This window comes from Pontibacterium sp., assembly GCF_964228735.1.
GTDB lineage: Bacteria > Pseudomonadota > Gammaproteobacteria > Pseudomonadales > Balneatricaceae > Pontibacterium.
This window is the reverse complement of sequence record NZ_CAXRBQ010000064.1, coordinates 25,727-42,226: the sequence shown is the minus strand read 5'-3', so window position 1 is coordinate 42,226 and position 16,500 is coordinate 25,727. Positions and strand designations below refer to the sequence as shown.

Annotated in this window: 14 protein-coding genes; 4 read left to right on the top strand and 10 right to left on the bottom strand. The window is 52.6% G+C overall.

Annotated features, from left to right (window positions below; genetic code table 11):
- The coding region (locus tag ACEQ15_RS06860; RefSeq protein WP_370278387.1) for a transposase at window positions 1-251 on the top strand (251 nt) is incomplete at its 5' end.
- 15 nt (window positions 252-266) lie between these two features.
- Here ACEQ15_RS06860 and cas6f read toward each other — a convergent pair.
- The 7 genes from cas6f to ACEQ15_RS06825 form a co-directional block, all read right to left on the bottom strand.
- Window positions 267-833, bottom strand: coding sequence for a type I-F CRISPR-associated endoribonuclease Cas6/Csy4 (gene cas6f / locus ACEQ15_RS06855; RefSeq protein ID WP_370278385.1), 567 nt, complete (start codon window positions 831-833; stop codon window positions 267-269).
- Window positions 833-1,873 carry a type I-F CRISPR-associated protein Csy3 gene (gene csy3 / locus ACEQ15_RS06850; protein ID WP_370278382.1) on the bottom strand — a complete coding sequence of 347 codons (1,041 nt, stop codon included), beginning with the start codon at window positions 1,871-1,873 and terminating at the stop codon, window positions 833-835. The genes cas6f and csy3 overlap by 1 nt, the downstream gene beginning before the upstream one ends.
- 18 nt (window positions 1,874-1,891) lie before the next feature.
- The gene (gene csy2, locus ACEQ15_RS06845) at window positions 1,892-2,872 is read right to left on the bottom strand and encodes a type I-F CRISPR-associated protein Csy2 (RefSeq protein WP_370278381.1); all 981 of its coding nucleotides are present in this window, start codon (window positions 2,870-2,872) and stop codon (window positions 1,892-1,894) included.
- Window positions 2,865-4,160, bottom strand: coding sequence for a type I-F CRISPR-associated protein Csy1 (gene csy1, locus ACEQ15_RS06840; RefSeq protein WP_370278380.1), 1,296 nt, complete (start codon window positions 4,158-4,160; stop codon window positions 2,865-2,867). The genes csy2 and csy1 overlap by 8 nt, the downstream gene beginning before the upstream one ends.
- A gap of 254 nt (window positions 4,161-4,414) precedes the next feature.
- On the bottom strand, window positions 4,415-7,789 hold the full coding sequence (gene cas3f, locus ACEQ15_RS06835; protein WP_370278379.1) for a type I-F CRISPR-associated helicase Cas3f: 3,375 nt from the start codon (window positions 7,787-7,789) through the stop codon (window positions 4,415-4,417).
- The gene (gene cas1f, locus ACEQ15_RS06830; RefSeq protein ID WP_370278378.1) at window positions 7,786-8,763 is read right to left on the bottom strand and encodes a type I-F CRISPR-associated endonuclease Cas1f; all 978 of its coding nucleotides are present in this window, start codon (window positions 8,761-8,763) and stop codon (window positions 7,786-7,788) included. Before cas1f ends, cas3f begins: the two co-directional genes overlap by 4 nt.
- 497 nt (window positions 8,764-9,260) lie before the next feature.
- Window positions 9,261-9,782: a hypothetical protein gene (locus ACEQ15_RS06825; protein ID WP_370278376.1), complete on the bottom strand. Its 522-nt coding sequence runs from the start codon at window positions 9,780-9,782 to the stop codon at window positions 9,261-9,263.
- A 121-nt stretch (window positions 9,783-9,903) separates the two neighbouring features.
- On the opposite strand from ACEQ15_RS06825, the gene ACEQ15_RS06820 reads away from it, so the two are divergent.
- Window positions 9,904-10,137: a thioredoxin family protein gene (locus ACEQ15_RS06820; RefSeq protein WP_370278373.1), complete on the top strand. Its 234-nt coding sequence runs from the start codon at window positions 9,904-9,906 to the stop codon at window positions 10,135-10,137.
- Between the two features lie 114 nt (window positions 10,138-10,251).
- Here the strand turns inward: ACEQ15_RS06820 and ald are convergent, their stop codons facing one another.
- Together ald and ACEQ15_RS06810 are read right to left on the bottom strand one after the other, a co-directional pair.
- Complete coding sequence (gene ald / locus ACEQ15_RS06815) at window positions 10,252-11,367, bottom strand: alanine dehydrogenase (protein ID WP_370278371.1); 1,116 nt, start codon at window positions 11,365-11,367, stop codon at window positions 10,252-10,254.
- A gap of 324 nt (window positions 11,368-11,691) precedes the next feature.
- Complete coding sequence (locus tag ACEQ15_RS06810) at window positions 11,692-12,525, bottom strand: LysR family transcriptional regulator (RefSeq protein WP_370278369.1); 834 nt, start codon at window positions 12,523-12,525, stop codon at window positions 11,692-11,694.
- 320 nt (window positions 12,526-12,845) lie between these two features.
- Between ACEQ15_RS06810 and ACEQ15_RS06805 the strand changes: the two genes are divergently transcribed.
- Window positions 12,846-13,895 (top strand): methyltransferase domain-containing protein, encoded by a 1,050-nt coding sequence (locus ACEQ15_RS06805; RefSeq protein ID WP_370278367.1) that lies wholly within the window; start codon window positions 12,846-12,848, stop codon window positions 13,893-13,895.
- Window positions 13,896-14,030: 135 nt separating this feature from the next.
- On the top strand, window positions 14,031-14,684 hold the full coding sequence (locus ACEQ15_RS06800; protein WP_370278365.1) for a glutathione S-transferase family protein: 654 nt from the start codon (window positions 14,031-14,033) through the stop codon (window positions 14,682-14,684).
- A 423-nt stretch (window positions 14,685-15,107) separates the two neighbouring features.
- Here the strand turns inward: ACEQ15_RS06800 and ACEQ15_RS06795 are convergent, their stop codons facing one another.
- On the bottom strand, window positions 15,108-16,487 hold the full coding sequence (locus ACEQ15_RS06795) for a TRAP transporter large permease subunit (protein ID WP_370278364.1): 1,380 nt from the start codon (window positions 16,485-16,487) through the stop codon (window positions 15,108-15,110).
- Window positions 16,488-16,500: the final 13 nt, after the last annotated feature.

Sequence of the window (16,500 nt, the reverse complement as noted above, 5' to 3'; positions counted from 1 at the left end):
CAAAACGGATGTGGGAGCAGTGGTGGCAGCAGGTACAGGAAAGTGGGATAAAACCCTTGCTGGACTTTGCGCGGAAGTTAAAGCCGTATCTACACGGTATCGTGGCGTCAGCGATACATCCCCTCCACACCAGTCGAGTGGAGGGGATCAATAACAAGATCAAAGTAATCAAGCGTATGGCCTATGGTTATCGAGATACCGAGTACTTCTTCCTAAAGATAAAGGCGGCCTTCCCCGGTAATCGACGATGAACCTAAAAAATAGGGTTAAAACCAGGGGACTGTAGCGGTGGTACTCAGGCCATAAGTGTTGAATTGGCCTGGAATTGGTTCTGCTTGCGGCGTCCCAAGTTCGATAAACTGAAGAAACGTATTGCCATTGCTTTGACTGCGCAGGCAGATAAAAGGCAGGTCGGACCTACGTTCGACAGTATCGGGAATATGGGCGCAAGTTTCCTCGTAACTCTCACCCTTTCGCTTCATCCGTCGTCGGCGCAGGCGTTCCACATTGGTTTTGAATTGTTTGCGACTCAAGGTGCGATATTCAGCAGTCTCAGGAATAGGCATCATCTCATTGATCTGCACATGATCACGCATCCCGCGTAACCAACCTGTATTGCTTAGCTTGTCCAGCATTGCGGGATCAGCGTGAATGCGTAGCGTATTGCCCAGCGTTTTTGGTTTTAGCGAATACTGAGGAAAGCTGACGCCTATACTGTTGGACTGAAGATCGGCTAACGCACGGTGAAGCTTGCTAAACAACGCGCCGAGCAACATGGACTCACTGAACTCAGGATCGGGTCGGACCCGGATCTCAATGTAGTGGGTTAGCATCAGTTGGCCTCCCCGAATACACCACCGCGAATAAGGATTGCCATTACAAAGTGCTGGTTCTCCTCGGAAGGAGCCTGGTCTTTAAGTAGCCAGTTGTCCAACAGGTTATAGAAGTCTGATTTCTGTTTCGGCTGACGGTACGCCGCGCCACGGGTTGTGACTGAACCGTAAGGCTCTACAGCTATTGGGCCTAAGTCTACAGTGGCTTCAGACTGTGGATACCAAGTGTCAATGGTACGGATGGCGTTGCCGAGTTTCTGCGAGTGGATGCCGGCTACATGGTTTACCGCATAGAGGGTTTTACTCTTATCTCCGCGTCCACGTTCGAGAACCAGTTCCTGGGATGGAAATACCTCTTGTCCGTCACCGAGGCGCGAAAAGGCGACCACCTCAAGCAGGACATGGCGCTCATTACACAACCCTTGTTCGATGTGTGCTGCCAATGCCTCCAGAGCTGTTGCAGCCTCGCTGTCGACTTCAAAGCCCCGCAGTGATTGGTTGAGAGCATCAAAGGTCCAGCTTTGGGCCACATTGCCGTCTTCCAGTAAATTTACCTGCACTTCAACCTGCTCAGCACCGATACGGTTACGCCAGAGGAAACGGGCATTAGCGAGGTTATAGGCATAGCGGTAAGCCAATGTCTTAAAGCCGTAATTGCTGACGTATTCACGTACAACCGAGAGCAGGCGTTCCTGGTATGCGGAGTCGTTGCATGCAGACGGTGTGCCTGCGCCGCCCAGTACTCGAAGCGTGAAACGAGTTTTCAGGGTATCGGCGTTAGCTGGGAGTGAAGCAACATCAACGGTTTGCAGGTTAGGTTTATCGATCTGCGCGTCCAATTTGGCCGGGTCCTGATCTTTGGCTTTCAGGCGGTTGGAGATGGTACCGCGCACAGATTTTTCGTTTACCGTGATTGGCTTCCAATCTGGATGTTGGTTGCGTTGTTCCCAGCGGCCTGAGTACATCAGGGCGTCGGATGGGTCCAGTTTACGTTCAAATGCCAGAACAGAAGCGGTTTTCAGTGTGGTAGATTTAGACATTCTCAAATTCCTTTTTATTTAATCAGTTATCGCAGCTGCGGTGCGGAAATCGCTATTGAGTCGGTAGAGTCCTGAATCAAGATCGTTGTCGACATACCAGAGCATATTGTCGATGGACTGCAGGCGGTGAGGGCTGATCCACTGGCCTACGGAGTAGAGACTCTCGACAAAACGGAAAGGTGTGGAGTTGTCTCGGGTGTTGGCGACGCTGCCCGCTTCGTAAAGCGGTGACAGGGCACCGTAACCAACCGGGATCGGGACGATCCATCCGGGCGCGCGTCTGGTTTGCCAGCTCACTTCCTGCTCGGTGTTGCCTTTCTCATCGGTCACCTCTGTCTGATGACATTCGATGTTCAGTCGTGAGAGGTCCAGCCAGGCATCAAGCAGTGTGCTTTTAGAATTATCTGCGGCGAGTTTCTCATGGTGAGCGTGAAGCAGGTCATTGCGCAGTACCAGTGCAAAACCTGGAAGCCAGCGCATCTTGAGGCGACGAAATTGCTTGTGCTTCTCCTCAGAATCTTCGCTGAGTGGGATAAGTTCCGGCTTACTTCGAGACTTACCACTAGTCTCTGGAATCAAGCTGCCGCCGGCAATCCGCATACCAGAGGCAATCTTTGCGACCTCGTTCGCAACCTGATCGCGGTCAGCTTTTTCACCCAGGCAGGCGTCTCCTTCAACTGAAAGCACCAATGTAACCTCCAGATGGATCCGCCCTTCCTCGACAATCGCAGCGGATTTACCGGCTTTGTCGACTGGATTACGAGTGAGGTTAAACCGGTGAACAAAATCTTGGGTTGTTTGTGCCTGGTACTGGTGACAGATCACACCGATCGACTTGAATTCAAGATCGATCTCTTCCGGTAGCTTGCGTTCCAGCGCGTGAATGAAGCCGATAAATGCACTCATCGCCGGAAAGCCCCAGGTCATAGGGCTGGAGATAGCGTTGGCATTTTGAATACGTAGTCGGGGAAGAATCAGCAGATTGCTGGTATCAGACATAACTCAGATCCTCCTGTAGCAGATTCAGAGTTTTCTGTAGCTGTGTTTGCCAATACTGGTGTTCGGGGTCGCCAGTTTGAAGTGATTTCTTGAGTTTCTGGTTCAGCCAGCGAGCAAAGGTATCGGCAATCTCTTTCGGCCACGTATCGACCGCGGACTCAGAAGAGGGAAGTTCAGGTTGATAGTGGTGGGGATCCAGCCACTGTTTTTGAACATCAGGCAAATGGCATTCACTGGCACTGCTCCAACCGGGTTCAAGTTGCCTTGTTTCGTGCGTATACAGAATGAGTTCACCAATCAGTTGATCTAGCAGTTTGTCCCGGTGCTCCCGTACGTGCATCGTACTTTTGGTGTCAGCCGACAATAATCTGATCAGTTCTTTCAGTCCTGTACGTACCGCAGGGCGACTGCTGAAACGAAAGAAGGCAGAACTGGTGTTGAGGGGAGGCCGTATCTCTCGGCTTTCCCAAAGCGGTGGCAATGATGCGAGCAGGTAGTTGTTACCCCCACGTTCACTGTTTAGCTGTGAGATATTCTGAGGTTTAGTGCCCCCCAGCTTTTGTGTGGCAAGTTCAGGGTAGACGTGTACCGGACTATCTGACGCCATTTTATCTCTGTAGGCCGCACGTGCCGATTTACTCTCGTCGCTAAAGCGGGCGTGGTTTATGGTCTGGAATACCTTATGCGCCAGTGACGTAGCATAGAGAGGAGCCAAAAGGTGATAGTGGCTATCATCGGTACAGTCATCGCCACTATGCCAGAAGAGTTGCTTAGCTCGGGTATGGGATGCAGTCTCTCCCTTCTCCTCGGTGATCGATGAAAACGCGTGGACTAAGGATTCAGCGATTTCGGTATCATCTGATAGGGCGGCTTTGAACGCCACATCTCCGTTGAGCGCGAGATTCAGTAATGTCGTACCGTTGTATTCCTGACGCAGAAATTTATACACATCCAGTGCTGCGGCATTTCCGACGACATCGCCGTTAAAGTCACGCTGTAGGATATGACTGCCCACGAAAGGGTGGTTGTGTAGCTGTTCTGGTGGAGCATACAGATTGGTGCCTTTAGCATCCGGGTGGATGGCTTTCAGCGAATGCGTTACTACCTGCAACTGTGAAACGCGTCGCGCGGCATCTGCGAGCCAGTTATCGTACTGATATTGTTCCTGAAGTTTCTGATACTTGGGATCGTCGGGTGTTAGCTTCTTAAGCTTGCTTTGTAGGCGCTCCTGAATAAAGCCCTCCATAAGCTGGCGAAGCTCTCCTGATCCTTTAGGAGAATAAGACATATAAACTCTCGAATGAGTTGGGTTGTAAAGGTCTAAAAAGGCTAGTTCTAGTTTTTTAGAAGATCAAATAAAAATATTTTCAAAAATAGATGTTGATAGGGCTTATACTTTTTTGAGTTTCAATTAGATTATTCGAAGTGATAGTCTTCGGATTCTGCTGAGAAAGCAGCTTAGAAATATCAACATCTGTTTTAATTGATAGTTCTTCAACTGCCGAACAGGCAGCGGGCTGGAAGGATCTGGCCCATTTCATTTTACTTCCCATTCGAAAACCCCAAAGCAGGATGAAACCTCCAGCCCAGGCCATCATCCTTCGGTTCTGGCAGGCTCAGCGTGCCAAAACGTTTTGCGCAACGTATAAGGTCCATATCAAGCTCTTCAGCAAGAGCAGTTAGAGCCTCTATATAGTTGTTACTGCCCCAGGCAGAGATTCCCGGCGACGTCAGGCTGTCGAGATCAATCCGTTTGAGTAGCCGATCATTTTTGCTGTATGTCGCTGGTTCCCTTTTGTTCTTTTGATAGACGTAATGCAACTCGGCTGTGACTTCGTATTCATCGGGCAACAGGGCCAAATCGACTTTCTTTATCGGGTCAGCGCGAAAAGGTTGCTCTTGAGTCAACACTCCGCAGAGCTGTGCCTGTGGTTGCATATACCAGCTGTACGCACCTAAGGGCGGCGATGCGGGCGCTCGTTTCAGGCGTCTGCGGGCTTTGGGGCTGAGTTTACTTATTTCCTCGTCGGATAAGGCTGATTGCGTTTCATCTGTTGGAGTGGCGACCATTTTGTCCAGCATTTGGTGGTGCTCCAGATCCACTAAATTGGCTGTGGGTTGCAGGTTTTCTCTGGGCTGAATACGTGGTCGGGCATCTATAATGCGCCATTGCTCAGGTTGCAGCAGGTTATTTAGGTCATGACTGATGAGGCGGTTCTCTCTGTCCTCAAATCCGGGACGGCAGAAGGCGGGTTCGTTTCGGTTTTCGAGGGCGCGTAGGTTGGTGCTGAGAATAAAGAGGTTAGGTTCTTTGCAAGCATGTAGGCGATGACGCTTTATGCGGCCAGCAAGTTGTATAAGTGACCTCATGGATGAGGGTTCGACAATTGACCAGTCGTAATCATGGTCTCTTCCCACCTCTGTGACCGGCGAACCAAGCACGATAAAGAGTTGGTCCTGTGCCTCGGTCTGATCGATTAAACGGCGAACCTGCGGCAGTGAAAATACCGCCATCTCTTCTCGTCTGTTTAGCGTGGTATCAAGCTGTTGCTCTATATTTGAACGCAACAGGAGTGGAAACTGTGAGTGGTAGACACAGAGATGGATATGCTGCCCGGTGGAAGCTCCCAGCTTGAATAATTCGATGGCAACATCAACCAACGGTTCGATGTTGGCCATGCGTACCAGGCCAAATGAGATACGCTTCTGGCTGGCAGGATCAACAGTGTGGTGTGCCTGGTGCAGCTGCAGAGCGTTGTGGTGGATTACGTCGGCCAGGTCAGCCCTGATTTCCTCCCGCTTTTTAAACGGTGGCGCGAATGTGATCAGCTGTGCCAAGCGTCGCACTTGCTCCCGTTCAAGGCGGCCATATCGTTTTATCACGAAGTTGATATGAGCGTCGCTCAGCTGTTCCCGATTGGCGCAATCGCTATGCACACTCTGATGTTCGTCGAACCAGGCGCAGCATATATCAACAGGTGTGTTTGGTTCTCCCCGGTTGCGTTGATAAACCTGACGACCTTCCCGATAAGATTCGAATAATCCTGCCACAAGTGCTGGAGGGAGCGTCGCGGATGAAAGTAACACCCGGGAGCCCAGCATTGCGGCCCAGTGAACTAGGCGAGTGAGAGCGGGAAGGTCCTGCATATCAAAATCATCGATCTCATCCAGCACCAGGTCGCTACTCATCAGGCGCAACATCGGTGCAATCTGTCGACCACCCCGTGTGCCTTCCGTGGCGGGGATCAGGTGATCGACGGTGCAGGTGAGGATCGGTGCCGCGATCAGATTTTTAACCATCGGGTTATGTTCGAGTCGTTTCAGGACTCCGTGATTGTCAAAACTCCCCTCAAAGTGCACGTGGGAACTGTCCGCCAGCAGGTTAATGCTGGATTCGGAGCCGGTGGCTTCGGCTTCCGCTTCGTAATGTTCGAATAAAGCACGGGTCGCACTGCCCCCCACTCGGATAGCCAGATCGCTGTCGTTGAGGTTAAGCATCTGCTGGAAGGCACGACCGGTTTGCAGGGTTAGCGTACGTAATCCCAGTGCTATCGCGAATCGGGCGCCCTTTTGTGGATTGGCTAGCGCATACATGATTCGGCCGTTAGCGATGGTTTTGCCGCAGCCGGTGGAAGCCATATTGATTCCGAAGAAGCCGCTTCGCTCGCTGCGTTCCCGCAAGGACTCGGTCAATTCGAAGGCTTTGTTCTGCCACTGAAAGCGTTTCTCTCGGGTACGTTTGCGCAGGCCCGGATGGTGGCCGAGGCGCGGTAGATGATCGGCCATTGACGGCAGGCTGCGGCTGATCTGGTTGGCCATACGGGCAACGCCCAACAGGTGAGCATCCAGTTTCTGGTTGTAATTGCCGGTACTGCGAAGGGTGTTGGCATACAGCGGGTAATCAGTGGAACCGCGTACCCAGTCTCGGTGTTTGGGATCAGTCAGACTGGAATAGTTATGGTCTGCCAGCATCAGGCAGAGGCGTGCAAGATGCATCACATAGCTGTTGTCGATGCCAATCAATGCACTGTTGCGGCGTTTCTGTAGCTGGGTCGCAATTCGTTTAGCCGCATCCTGCCACTTTGGAGATATAACCGGCAGAGGACCACTGAAGGTCCAGTATGGGGATATCTCCTGATGATCATTAGAGTTACAGCGTTCGTTCCAATTGGCGTTAATATCCGCGAGCAAAGTGCTCAGATGCTCAGCGCGAATCACCGGTTTTTTATTCCCGTCGTTTGGTTTCAGTGGCAGTCGGTGATGGCTGAGCACCAGCCAGGCTACAGCCTGTGCCAAAGGCGGTAATTGTTCTGGTGCGAAGGGGCGTGTGGTGTTTGGCGTGATGCCATCCCGCTCAAGCCTGTCTTTCCACATGAGTTCATTACCCGCGTGATCGATCAGGCGTTGCAACCATTGTTCGTCGCTGCTCTGCCCGACGAACGCCTGGAACAGACGTAGTGAGATCCATTCGTGACGGTAGAGGTTTCGCTCTAAGGGGGAATTGGGTTTGAGTTTTTCCTGAAACTGATCACAAGCCTTTCCCAGGTCATGCAGCAGTGCCGCCAGGGAAGCGAGCAACTTTATCTCTTCACCGCAGTGCCAGTCGTTTTCATCCTGTGTACGCAGGATATTGCGCCGTGTGCTATTTGTGGGGGAGGCCCCCATGGGGTTGAAGCGCTTGGCATCACCTACGATCCATAGCAGTTCGCTGTGATCTTTTCCTCGAATCCAGTGGCACGCAACGGCGGTATTCTTGCGTGCTTTCTTGCGTAGCAGTTTACGCAGGGTATCCAATCCCGCTTTGGTGATCGGCGTCTGCCAGGTTCGATCTCCCCTTCGTTCGGCAAACTGATCGAGAATACGACGGGTTTCTTTGAGTGCGTTTTTATTGCATTGGGAGATCAGTAGGATATTCACCGAGTTGGTGCTCCCAGCGCTGTGGCAATATCCTGCAAGGTGTCGATCATAAAATCGAGGGCTTCTGTGCGCGTCAGGCTTTCAATACAAGCCTGGCGAAAAGTCTGTTCCTCGTCTCCACGCATAGCGGAGATAAACGCCTGAGGCAGTATAGTGGCATCTTTCACCAAGTCGGCGGTATCAAAGACCAGTCCACCGCGTCGTGTTTTGCCGTGCAACACTGCTAAACCATGCGGTAGGCCCAACACCCAAGTGGCGGTCGCCCCTAGTCCGTAGGCGAGGTAGTTGCCGTGATCCAGAAAACGGTTGGCGGGATCGGTGCCGGAACCTCGTTTAGCTCTGATGAATTCCCCATAGGAAACGGTCTGTGCTGCGGTCTTAAACAGTGCTTTGGTAAGGCGTGCTTCGAGCGTTAGCAGTTCGTTGGTGCTGTTGGCATTTTCTACAGCACGCTGGTTATTTTCCAGAAGTGAAAGTAGTTGATCGGGGGCAGGTGTAAACCCACTATCTGCTAATTGGCGATTATTTAGCCAGAGCTTCGAGATACGTTTCAAGCGTGCTACTTGAATACGTTTTGCAGCGAGTAGACGTTTTTCATCGTCAAACCAGAAACGCACCCAATGTTGCAGGTATTCGGTAGGGCGGTATTCGCTTTGTGGGGAAAACCATGCTGCCTCCACATCCACTTCGTTTGCACTGAATAATGGTGTGCCTCCCCCACCGCAGAAGCCTACAAGTACTCCAGCCTTAGCTAATTCGCGCATCGCTGCCTGAGTGACGGACGTTCCTGTACCCAACAACATACAGGTGGTATTGGCGATCGGAATATTCCAGTAGCGGGATCGATTGCCCTCGTCGGTGACATACTCAACACGGCCGCCATTCACGAGTACACGGCAATACTGGAGGTAATAAAGATTCGCACGTTTAGAGTGCAGGATCGTTTTTAGATCCGAAGGGGATAGCTCATCCATAGCTTACTTGTTTCCTTGATGTGAATGCCAATATGGATGATTGTTCGGCGGAGCGTCAAGGGGATCTAGCATTCTGGTGGATTTTTAGCGAAAGCGCCTGCCACGACAGCCAAAACCTCGGAATGCCAGTACACGCTATACTCAACTGAGAACGAGTCTCACCCTGAGGCTCGAACAAAGTCGCTCTGCTCCCAACAAAGAGCGGCTGGGAGTTAAGCAATGAGTCCCTTTGGGCTGTTTATAATTGCGTTAATCGCTGCGTGGTGTGTCGTGGGTGTTCATGCCGTTCGCTTGCTGAATCGATACTACCGTCAGCAGGGCGAACAGTTCTGCGATAGTCATGGACTAGCTATCGCCGAGGTGCAAGCCTGTGTGTTCTTCCTTGGTCCAATAGGGTGGTTAGGGGTTCATCTACTCACCGCGAAAGAGTAAAGCCTGCCAACGGACATCAATCCCGGCTGGAGCGCCGGGGAATTACGCGTGGCAGGCCTCGGCATCTAGGCGTGGAATGGATTGGCGATGGTGGAGTCTTTACCCATCCATTTGGCTTCGGGGTGCTGTTTACCCATCATTGATCTCAGTGGGCTTTCCTGGCCTGCTTCTGTATCGACCATTAACAGGTACTTGCCCTGCTGGATCGCCTCGCGAAAAGAGGAGATACGGTAGTTCTCGAAATAGGTACCGATTATGCCTCCCCAGTAGGTGCAAAGGCCGACGATAAACACGGTAATCATCACCAATGAAGGCCCGCTCACCTCGATCCCGAATGGGGTGAACATGGAACCTAGCACCGCGAACAGTACGCCAAACACCAAGCCAACCAAAAGGCCGCGCTCAGAAGAACGTACGATATCGGTTTCGTCTATCACACGCGCTGTATGAAGGTGATGTTCTTCAATGGCGTCCGTGTCTAAACCCACCACATGGATATGGTCATCGTCGATATCAATTGTGTGAAGATCTTCGGCAATCTTCTCAACACTGTTGATGTCATCGGTTAGGTAATAGTGCTGTTTCATAGGAATACTCCTCGCTCCGAAGAACGAAGTTATGGCTCCTTATGAGTATAGAAACTGTGGTAATTAGCTGCATCAACCGGCTTGCTATACTGAAGCCAGTGAACCGATGAGGAGTGCTTTTATGCGCGTTCAGTTACTGGTGACCAGAACGGACTTTTCGGTGCCCAACCTCGAACAGGAATTCAAAGACCTGGGGATAAACTACGAGATCGCCTATCTGGAGAACCACCCGGAGATGGTGAAAACCTATAATATCCGCCACTCTCCTAACATTGTGGTCGACGGCAAACTGGCCTTTCGCCATCAGCCTTCAGAGCAGGAGCTAAGGCAGTATTTCGACGACCTGAAACACTGAGGTTTCAGCCGCACACGTGTTGTTTCGATTTTGAAGGTCTTGAGACACAAAAAATCCGGTATCCCTTACGGCATACCGGATTTTTAGTTTTAGCGTTTTGCTTTAATCAACAGATTAAGCGATCGCCTGTTCAGCAGGTACGTAGTCGTAGCCCAGGTCGCGCGCTACTGCTTCGTAGTTGATGGTGCCGCGGTGCACGTTCAGACCGTTCAGCAGGTGTGCGTCATCACGCAGTGCCTGTTTGTAGCCTTTGTTCGCCAGCGCCAGTGCGAATGGCAGAGTTGCGTTGGTCAGAGCGAAAGTAGAAGTACGTGCTACGCCGCCTGGCATGTTAGCAACACAGTAGTGAACGATGCCTTCTTCGATGTAAGTAGGTTCCTGGTGCGTAGTTGCACGGGAAGTCTCGAAGCAGCCGCCCTGGTCGATCGCAACGTCTACCAGTACTGCGCCGTCTTTCATCTTCTTCAGCATTTCGCGGGTAACCAACTTAGGAGCCGCTGCGCCTGGGATCAGGACTGCGCCGATTACCAGGTCAGCTGCTACTACTTCCTGCTCTACGCTTTCAGCGCTGGAGTACAGGGTTTTCAGCTGTGGGCCGTACAAAGCGTCCAGTTCTTTCAGACGTGGCAGGGAGCGATCCAGGATAGTAACGTCTGCGCCCATGCCCATTGCCATACGTGCAGCGTTGATACCTACAACACCACCACCGATTACAACAACTTTCGCTGGCGCTACGCCTGGTACACCGCCCAGCAGGGTACCCAGACCAGACTGTGCTTTCTCCAGGGAGTGTGCACCGGCCTGGATTGCCATACGGCCAGCTACTTCACTCATTGGCGCCAGCAGAGGCAGGCCACGGTTGCTGTCGGTTACAGTTTCGTATGCGATTGCAACAGCGTCGGATTCAACCAGCAGTTTGGTCTGTTCTGGGTCCGGAGCCAGGTGCAGGTAAGTGAACAGGATCTGGCCAGGACGCAGCATGCGGCATTCGTTTGGCTGCGGCTCCTTAACTTTCACGATCATGTCAGCTGCTGCAAAGATCTCTTCTGGGGTATCGATGATCTTAGCGCCTGCTGCTTCGTACTGTTCGTTGGTCAGACCGATAGCCGTGCCGCCATCGCGCTGTACGATTACTTCGTGGCCAGCTGCAACCAGCTCACGTACACCAGCAGGAGTCATACCGATACGGTATTCGTGGTTCTTAATCTCTTTAGGTACACCAATCAACATTTACGAAATCTCCGGATCTATTATTGCTTTTGTTTTTAGGAAGTATTTCTAGGCTAACACCAGTTGCCCGGAGTGTTTTTTTGAAGATTTCTGTTTGGCGGGAAAAAATCTGGATTTGTTGCGATTTTTCCAGAAAAGTTAAAGGCGCAAAAAGTGTGCCCGATTGGTTAATAAATAACCCACTCTAAAGTGGTAGATGGTCTCTACCTCTTCTTGGGGGATATCTGAAAATTAGGTGAGAGGTGTGTGGAGGAATGCTGCGGAGCAACATAATAGGGCCGAATTGTTGCAGTTTGGATACGGCCCCCTACGTTCTTGAATGGATTAAAACTTGGCAGAGATTTCGGCAGCGTCACCAGCGGTAAGTGCCGGATGTGGGTGTGGAGCCAACGCCAGCACGATATCCACTGCAGGCAGATCCGGCAGGTCGGTCTCTTCCAGAATGGTGAGGTCACCAGAGACAGTCGAGCTGGCCAGCGCACTGACGGCGATCCCTTTGTTGAGCATCCCTTTCAGGGCGGTGGCGCTGGAGGAGGTGGCAATCAGTTGGTACGGACGGTTCTGTTTTTCCAGTGCGTCGATGGCGGTGCTGTGGAATTTGCAGTCGGCATCGTAGAGCACCAGTGGCAGCAAGTCGCGCTCTAGTAGTTCCGGGTAACCGCCGTGGGTCCACACGCCTTTATCGTGCACCAGCAGGTAACCTTCGTCTTTCTCCGGTGCGCGGGTGAGGATGGCTGCGTGCAGTTCGCCACGGTCCAGCAGGGCACGCAAACGGGTACTGCTGGCGCAGAGGATGCTGATCTCCTGTTGTGGGTGTGCATCCAGAATCAGGGCGATCAGTTGCGGTAATACCGAATCGGCATAGTCGTCCGGACAGCCGAGCATCAGCGGTGGATGATCGCTGCGGTGTTTGAGGTCGCTCAGGGCCTGGTCGTGGATCGCCAGCAAACGGCGGGCGTAGCTGGCAAGTTTACGGCCGTGTTCGGTCAGCCCCAGATTACGGCCCTCTTTAATAAAGAGTGGTTTGCCGGTCACTTCCTCCAGCTTCTTCATCTGCATGCTGATCGCACTTTGGGTGCGGTGGATCTGCTTCGCCGCACGGGTAAAGCTGCCGGTGTCCACAAAAGCGATAAAGCTGCGCAGTGCTTCGATATCCATCGTTTGGTCCTGGAGAGGGTGTTGTAAAAAGTAGCGAGCGCAGCTGAGACAAGGCAAAAAGCTGCGAAAACGCGCAGTTTACTAGATGTAAATGAGCATTTTGAGCAGATTTTTAACGCCGGATCAGCCAGCGCGGTAGTTTTACGACACCCTCTCAGGGGGCGGAGGTGTGCGCTGATAGATAGCCGAATCGGGGCAGGGGAGCAATCCGGGCACTGTGTTGTCACATAATCCACCTGCCTTATCGAGGTGGTGATAGGTGGGTGTAACGGGCTATAGTAGCCGGTCTCGATAAGTTGCTTTGAGTAGAAGGTAGAGTGATGCACGAACAGGTTCAGGAATATTACGGTGAGGTACTGCAGGGCAGTGAAGATCTGCAGACAAATGCCTGCTGCACAGACGACGCAATCCCACGTTATGTAAAAGATGCACTGTCCAAGGTGCATGATGAGGTGATGGCGCGTTACTACGGTTGTGGTCTGGTGGCGCCGGAGCAACTGAAAGGCTGTGCGATTCTGGATCTGGGTAGCGGCAGTGGCCGCGACTGTTATGTGCTGTCGCAGTTTGTCGGTGAGTCTGGCCGTGTAGTCGGTGTGGATATGACCGACGCTCAGCTGGAAGTCGCCAACCGTCACCTGGACTACCACCAGGAAACCTTCGGTTATGCACAGGGCAATGTGGAGTTCCGTAAGGGTTACATCGAAAAGCTGGACGAGCTGGATCTGCCGGATAACAGCTTTGATGTGATCGTCTCCAACTGTGTGATCAACCTGAGCCCGGACAAGGATGCGGTATTCCGTGAAGCCTATCGCCTGCTGAAGCCGGGTGGTGAGCTGTACTTCTCCGATGTGTACGCTGATCGCCGTATACCAACATCACTCAAAAATGATCCTGAACTGTACGGCGAGTGTCTGTCCGGTGCCCTGTACTGGAATGACTTCCTGCGTCTGGCGAAGAAAGCGGGCTTTGCCGATCCTCGTCTGGTGAACGACCGTCCGATCACCATCGACAACGAACGCATCGAGCAGAAGATCGGCCATATCAGTTTCTACTCTGCCACGTATCGTCTGTTCAAGATTGAAGAGCTGGAAGACGCCTGTGAAGACTACGGTCAGGCGGTGATCTATAAAGGCACCATCGAGCATATGCCAGAGGTGTTCGAGCTGGATGCCCACCACCTCATTGAAAAGGGTAAGGTATTCCCGGTGTGTGGCAACACCTGGCGCATGCTGCACGACACACGCTTTAAAGAGCACTTCGACTTCGTTGGCGCCTGGGACAACCACTACGGCATCTTCGACGGCTGTGGCACGTTGCTGCCATTCGAAAGCGAGGCTGACAGCGGCGCGACCGGCGGCGGTTGCTGCTAATCACCCTGCGATTAACCCAACAATGATCTGATCCATCAGCGTTGCGAATAGGTGCCATCAATACTATTCGTTAGTTCTCGGACGAGCGAACAGTAAGAATGTCTGCAAATCGAAAACGGACATAGGTACATACTGATGGAACTGATCATTGGCAACAAAAACTACTCCTCCTGGTCATTGCGCGGCTGGCTGATGCTGGCCGCCTTTGATATCAAATTCAAAGAAACCCGCTTACAGCTGGATACCGAATCCTTCTATTCCGCGCTGAAACACGTGGACTGCGCCGACAAAGTGCCGGTGCTTGTGGATGGCGATATCACCGTGTGGGATTCTCTGGCGATCTGCGAATACGTAAGCGAAACCTACCTGGACGGACGCGGCTGGCCACAAGACCGTGCTGCCCGTGCTGAGGCCCGTGCCATAGCCGCTGAGATGCACTCGGGCTTCTTTGGTGTACGTAACGAGATGCCAATGAACTGCCGTGCTAAACGACGTATCGAAGCATCTGAAGCCGCGATGAAAGACGTGGCCCGTATTGATGATATCTGGTCCAGCTGCCGCGAACGCTTCGCCGATAAAGGCCCATGGTTGTTTGGTGAGTTCAGTATTGCCGATGTGATGTATGCGCCGGTGGTGTCGCGTTTTGAAACCTACGGTGTGGCAGTATCAGAAGCGAGCCATGCCTATATGCAAAGCGTGTTGAACCACCCGAAGATGCAGGAGTGGATTGAGGCAGGTAAGCAGGAAACCGAGATCGTTGAAGCGGATGAAGCGGGTGTGGATGTTTAATCCTTCGCACGAAATCTCGTAGGTTGGCCACCGTGAAGCGGTGCCCAACACGTTAGGCATCGCGTTGCGATGGCTAACCTACGCGGCTGTCGGCACCCTAAAGGGGGGGCCTACAAAGGGGGATTTTACTCTGTAGCAGCGGGCTTTTATGCCCTTTGGGCTCCGACCGTGACAAACCGCTCAAGCTGGATATGTCGCCCTCAGAGCTGGCTGCTACATGCAGCATTTGAGGCTTGGAGCATTGTTGTATCGTAGGTTGGCCGCCGCGCAGCGGTGCCCAACATGTTAGGCATCGCTTGGCGATGACTAACCTACACGGAGCTTAAATGCTTCGTACATTCCCTTGTAGCAGCCCGCTCCGAGGGCGACTTTTTAAACCACGAGGGTATGTCGCGGTCGGAGACCGCTGCTACAAAACGGGACTCAGAAACAAAAAACCTCCCCGAAGGGAGGTTTTTTCATCAATGGCTTTAGCGTATACCTACCGAAGATCTGTTCCGGCAACCACAGGGCGATCTCTGGGAAGATAACCACCAGGGCCAGGCCGATGATCTGCAGACAGACAAACGGGATAGCCGCTTTATACAGGTCGTAAATCGAGACGCTTGGCGGCGCCACCGATCGCATGTAAAAGAGGTTATAGCCAAACGGTGGTGTCAGGTAAGCAGACTGCATACTGATGATGAACAGCACCGCGAACCAGATGGTATCGAAGCCCAGGGTATCTACGATTGGTACGAACAGCGGCACGGTGATAAACACGATGGCAAAGTCGTCCAGGAACATACCCAGAATAAAGTAACAGGCCAGCATCGCTACGATCACCCAGTACGGCGACAGGGCGGTGTCTTCGATGAATTCTTCCAGCACCATACCTGCGCCAAGGCCGATGTACACCTTACTGAAGAATACTGCGGCTAGGGTAATCCACAGCAGCATACCCATCAGTTTGGTGGTGCCGATCATTACTTCCTTCAGCACTTGCCAGTTCAGCGTGCGGTAAAGCGCGGCACAGATAATCGAGCCGACTGCACCCACGGCAGAAGCCTCGGACGGCGAGGTGATACCCAGGATGATGAACGAGAGTACCGTGGTGATCAGGGCGCCCGGCAGGATCAGGGCTTTCAACGCGGCCAGCTTGCCACGAAAATCAACGCGCTCTTCTTCACTGATAGGCGGCGCCAGCTGCGGATTCATTTTGGCACGGATATAGACGTAAGCGATGTAGATACCGGCCAGCATCAGACCCGGCATCAAGCCTGCGGCAAACAGTTTGCCCACGGATTCACGCGCCAGGAAGGCGTAGATAACCATCAGTACGCTTGGTGGAATCAGGAAGCCCAGTGCACCACCGGCCATAATGGTACCGGTCGCCAGCTTCTTGTCGTAACCGCGTTCAAGCATTGCTGGCAGGGCGATAATCCCCAGGCTGACGGTTGCTGCACCGGATACACCGGCCATTGCTGCGATCAGTGCGCAGACAATAACGGTACCCATGCCCAGGCCGCCGGGTGTGCCGCCCATCAGCTTGTTGATCATGTCGAACAGATCATCGGTGATACCGGAGCGCTGGAGCATCAGGCCCATGAAGATAAACATGGGTAGGGCAACCAACAGGAAGTTGTCCATGGAGGAGAACGTACTGATCGCCAACAGCTCAAGGCCAGCAGGACCCCAGAGGAAATATGCTGAGCCAACACCTACGGTTAGCAGGGCCCAGGTCAGTGGGGCACCCAGGATCAGCATCAGCAGCATGCAGCCAAACATACCGCCTGTGACGACTAACGGATCAAGTTCTAACACTCTTAGTGTCCTT

Excerpts from the sequence above, each read along its gene's own strand:
- csy2 (WP_370278381.1), bottom strand. The coding sequence starts at position 2,872 with ATGTCTGATACCAGCAATCTGCTGATTCTTCCCCGACTACGTATTCAA.
- ACEQ15_RS06800 (WP_370278365.1), top strand. The coding sequence starts at position 14,031 with ATGGAACTGATCATTGGCAACAAAAACTACTCCTCCTGGTCATTGCGC.
- cas1f (WP_370278378.1), bottom strand. The coding sequence starts at position 8,763 with ATGGATGAGCTATCCCCTTCGGATCTAAAAACGATCCTGCACTCTAAA.
- csy1 (WP_370278380.1), bottom strand. The coding sequence starts at position 4,160 with ATGTCTTATTCTCCTAAAGGATCAGGAGAGCTTCGCCAGCTTATGGAG.
- ACEQ15_RS06810 (WP_370278369.1), bottom strand. The coding sequence starts at position 12,525 with ATGGATATCGAAGCACTGCGCAGCTTTATCGCTTTTGTGGACACCGGC.
- ald (WP_370278371.1), bottom strand. The coding sequence starts at position 11,367 with ATGTTGATTGGTGTACCTAAAGAGATTAAGAACCACGAATACCGTATC.
- ACEQ15_RS06820 (WP_370278373.1), top strand. The coding sequence starts at position 9,904 with ATGCGCGTTCAGTTACTGGTGACCAGAACGGACTTTTCGGTGCCCAAC.
- cas6f (WP_370278385.1), bottom strand. The coding sequence starts at position 833 with ATGCTAACCCACTACATTGAGATCCGGGTCCGACCCGATCCTGAGTTC.
- ACEQ15_RS06805 (WP_370278367.1), top strand. The coding sequence starts at position 12,846 with ATGCACGAACAGGTTCAGGAATATTACGGTGAGGTACTGCAGGGCAGT.
- csy3 (WP_370278382.1), bottom strand. The coding sequence starts at position 1,873 with ATGTCTAAATCTACCACACTGAAAACCGCTTCTGTTCTGGCATTTGAA.
- ACEQ15_RS06825 (WP_370278376.1), bottom strand. The coding sequence starts at position 9,782 with ATGAAACAGCACTATTACCTAACCGATGACATCAACAGTGTTGAGAAG.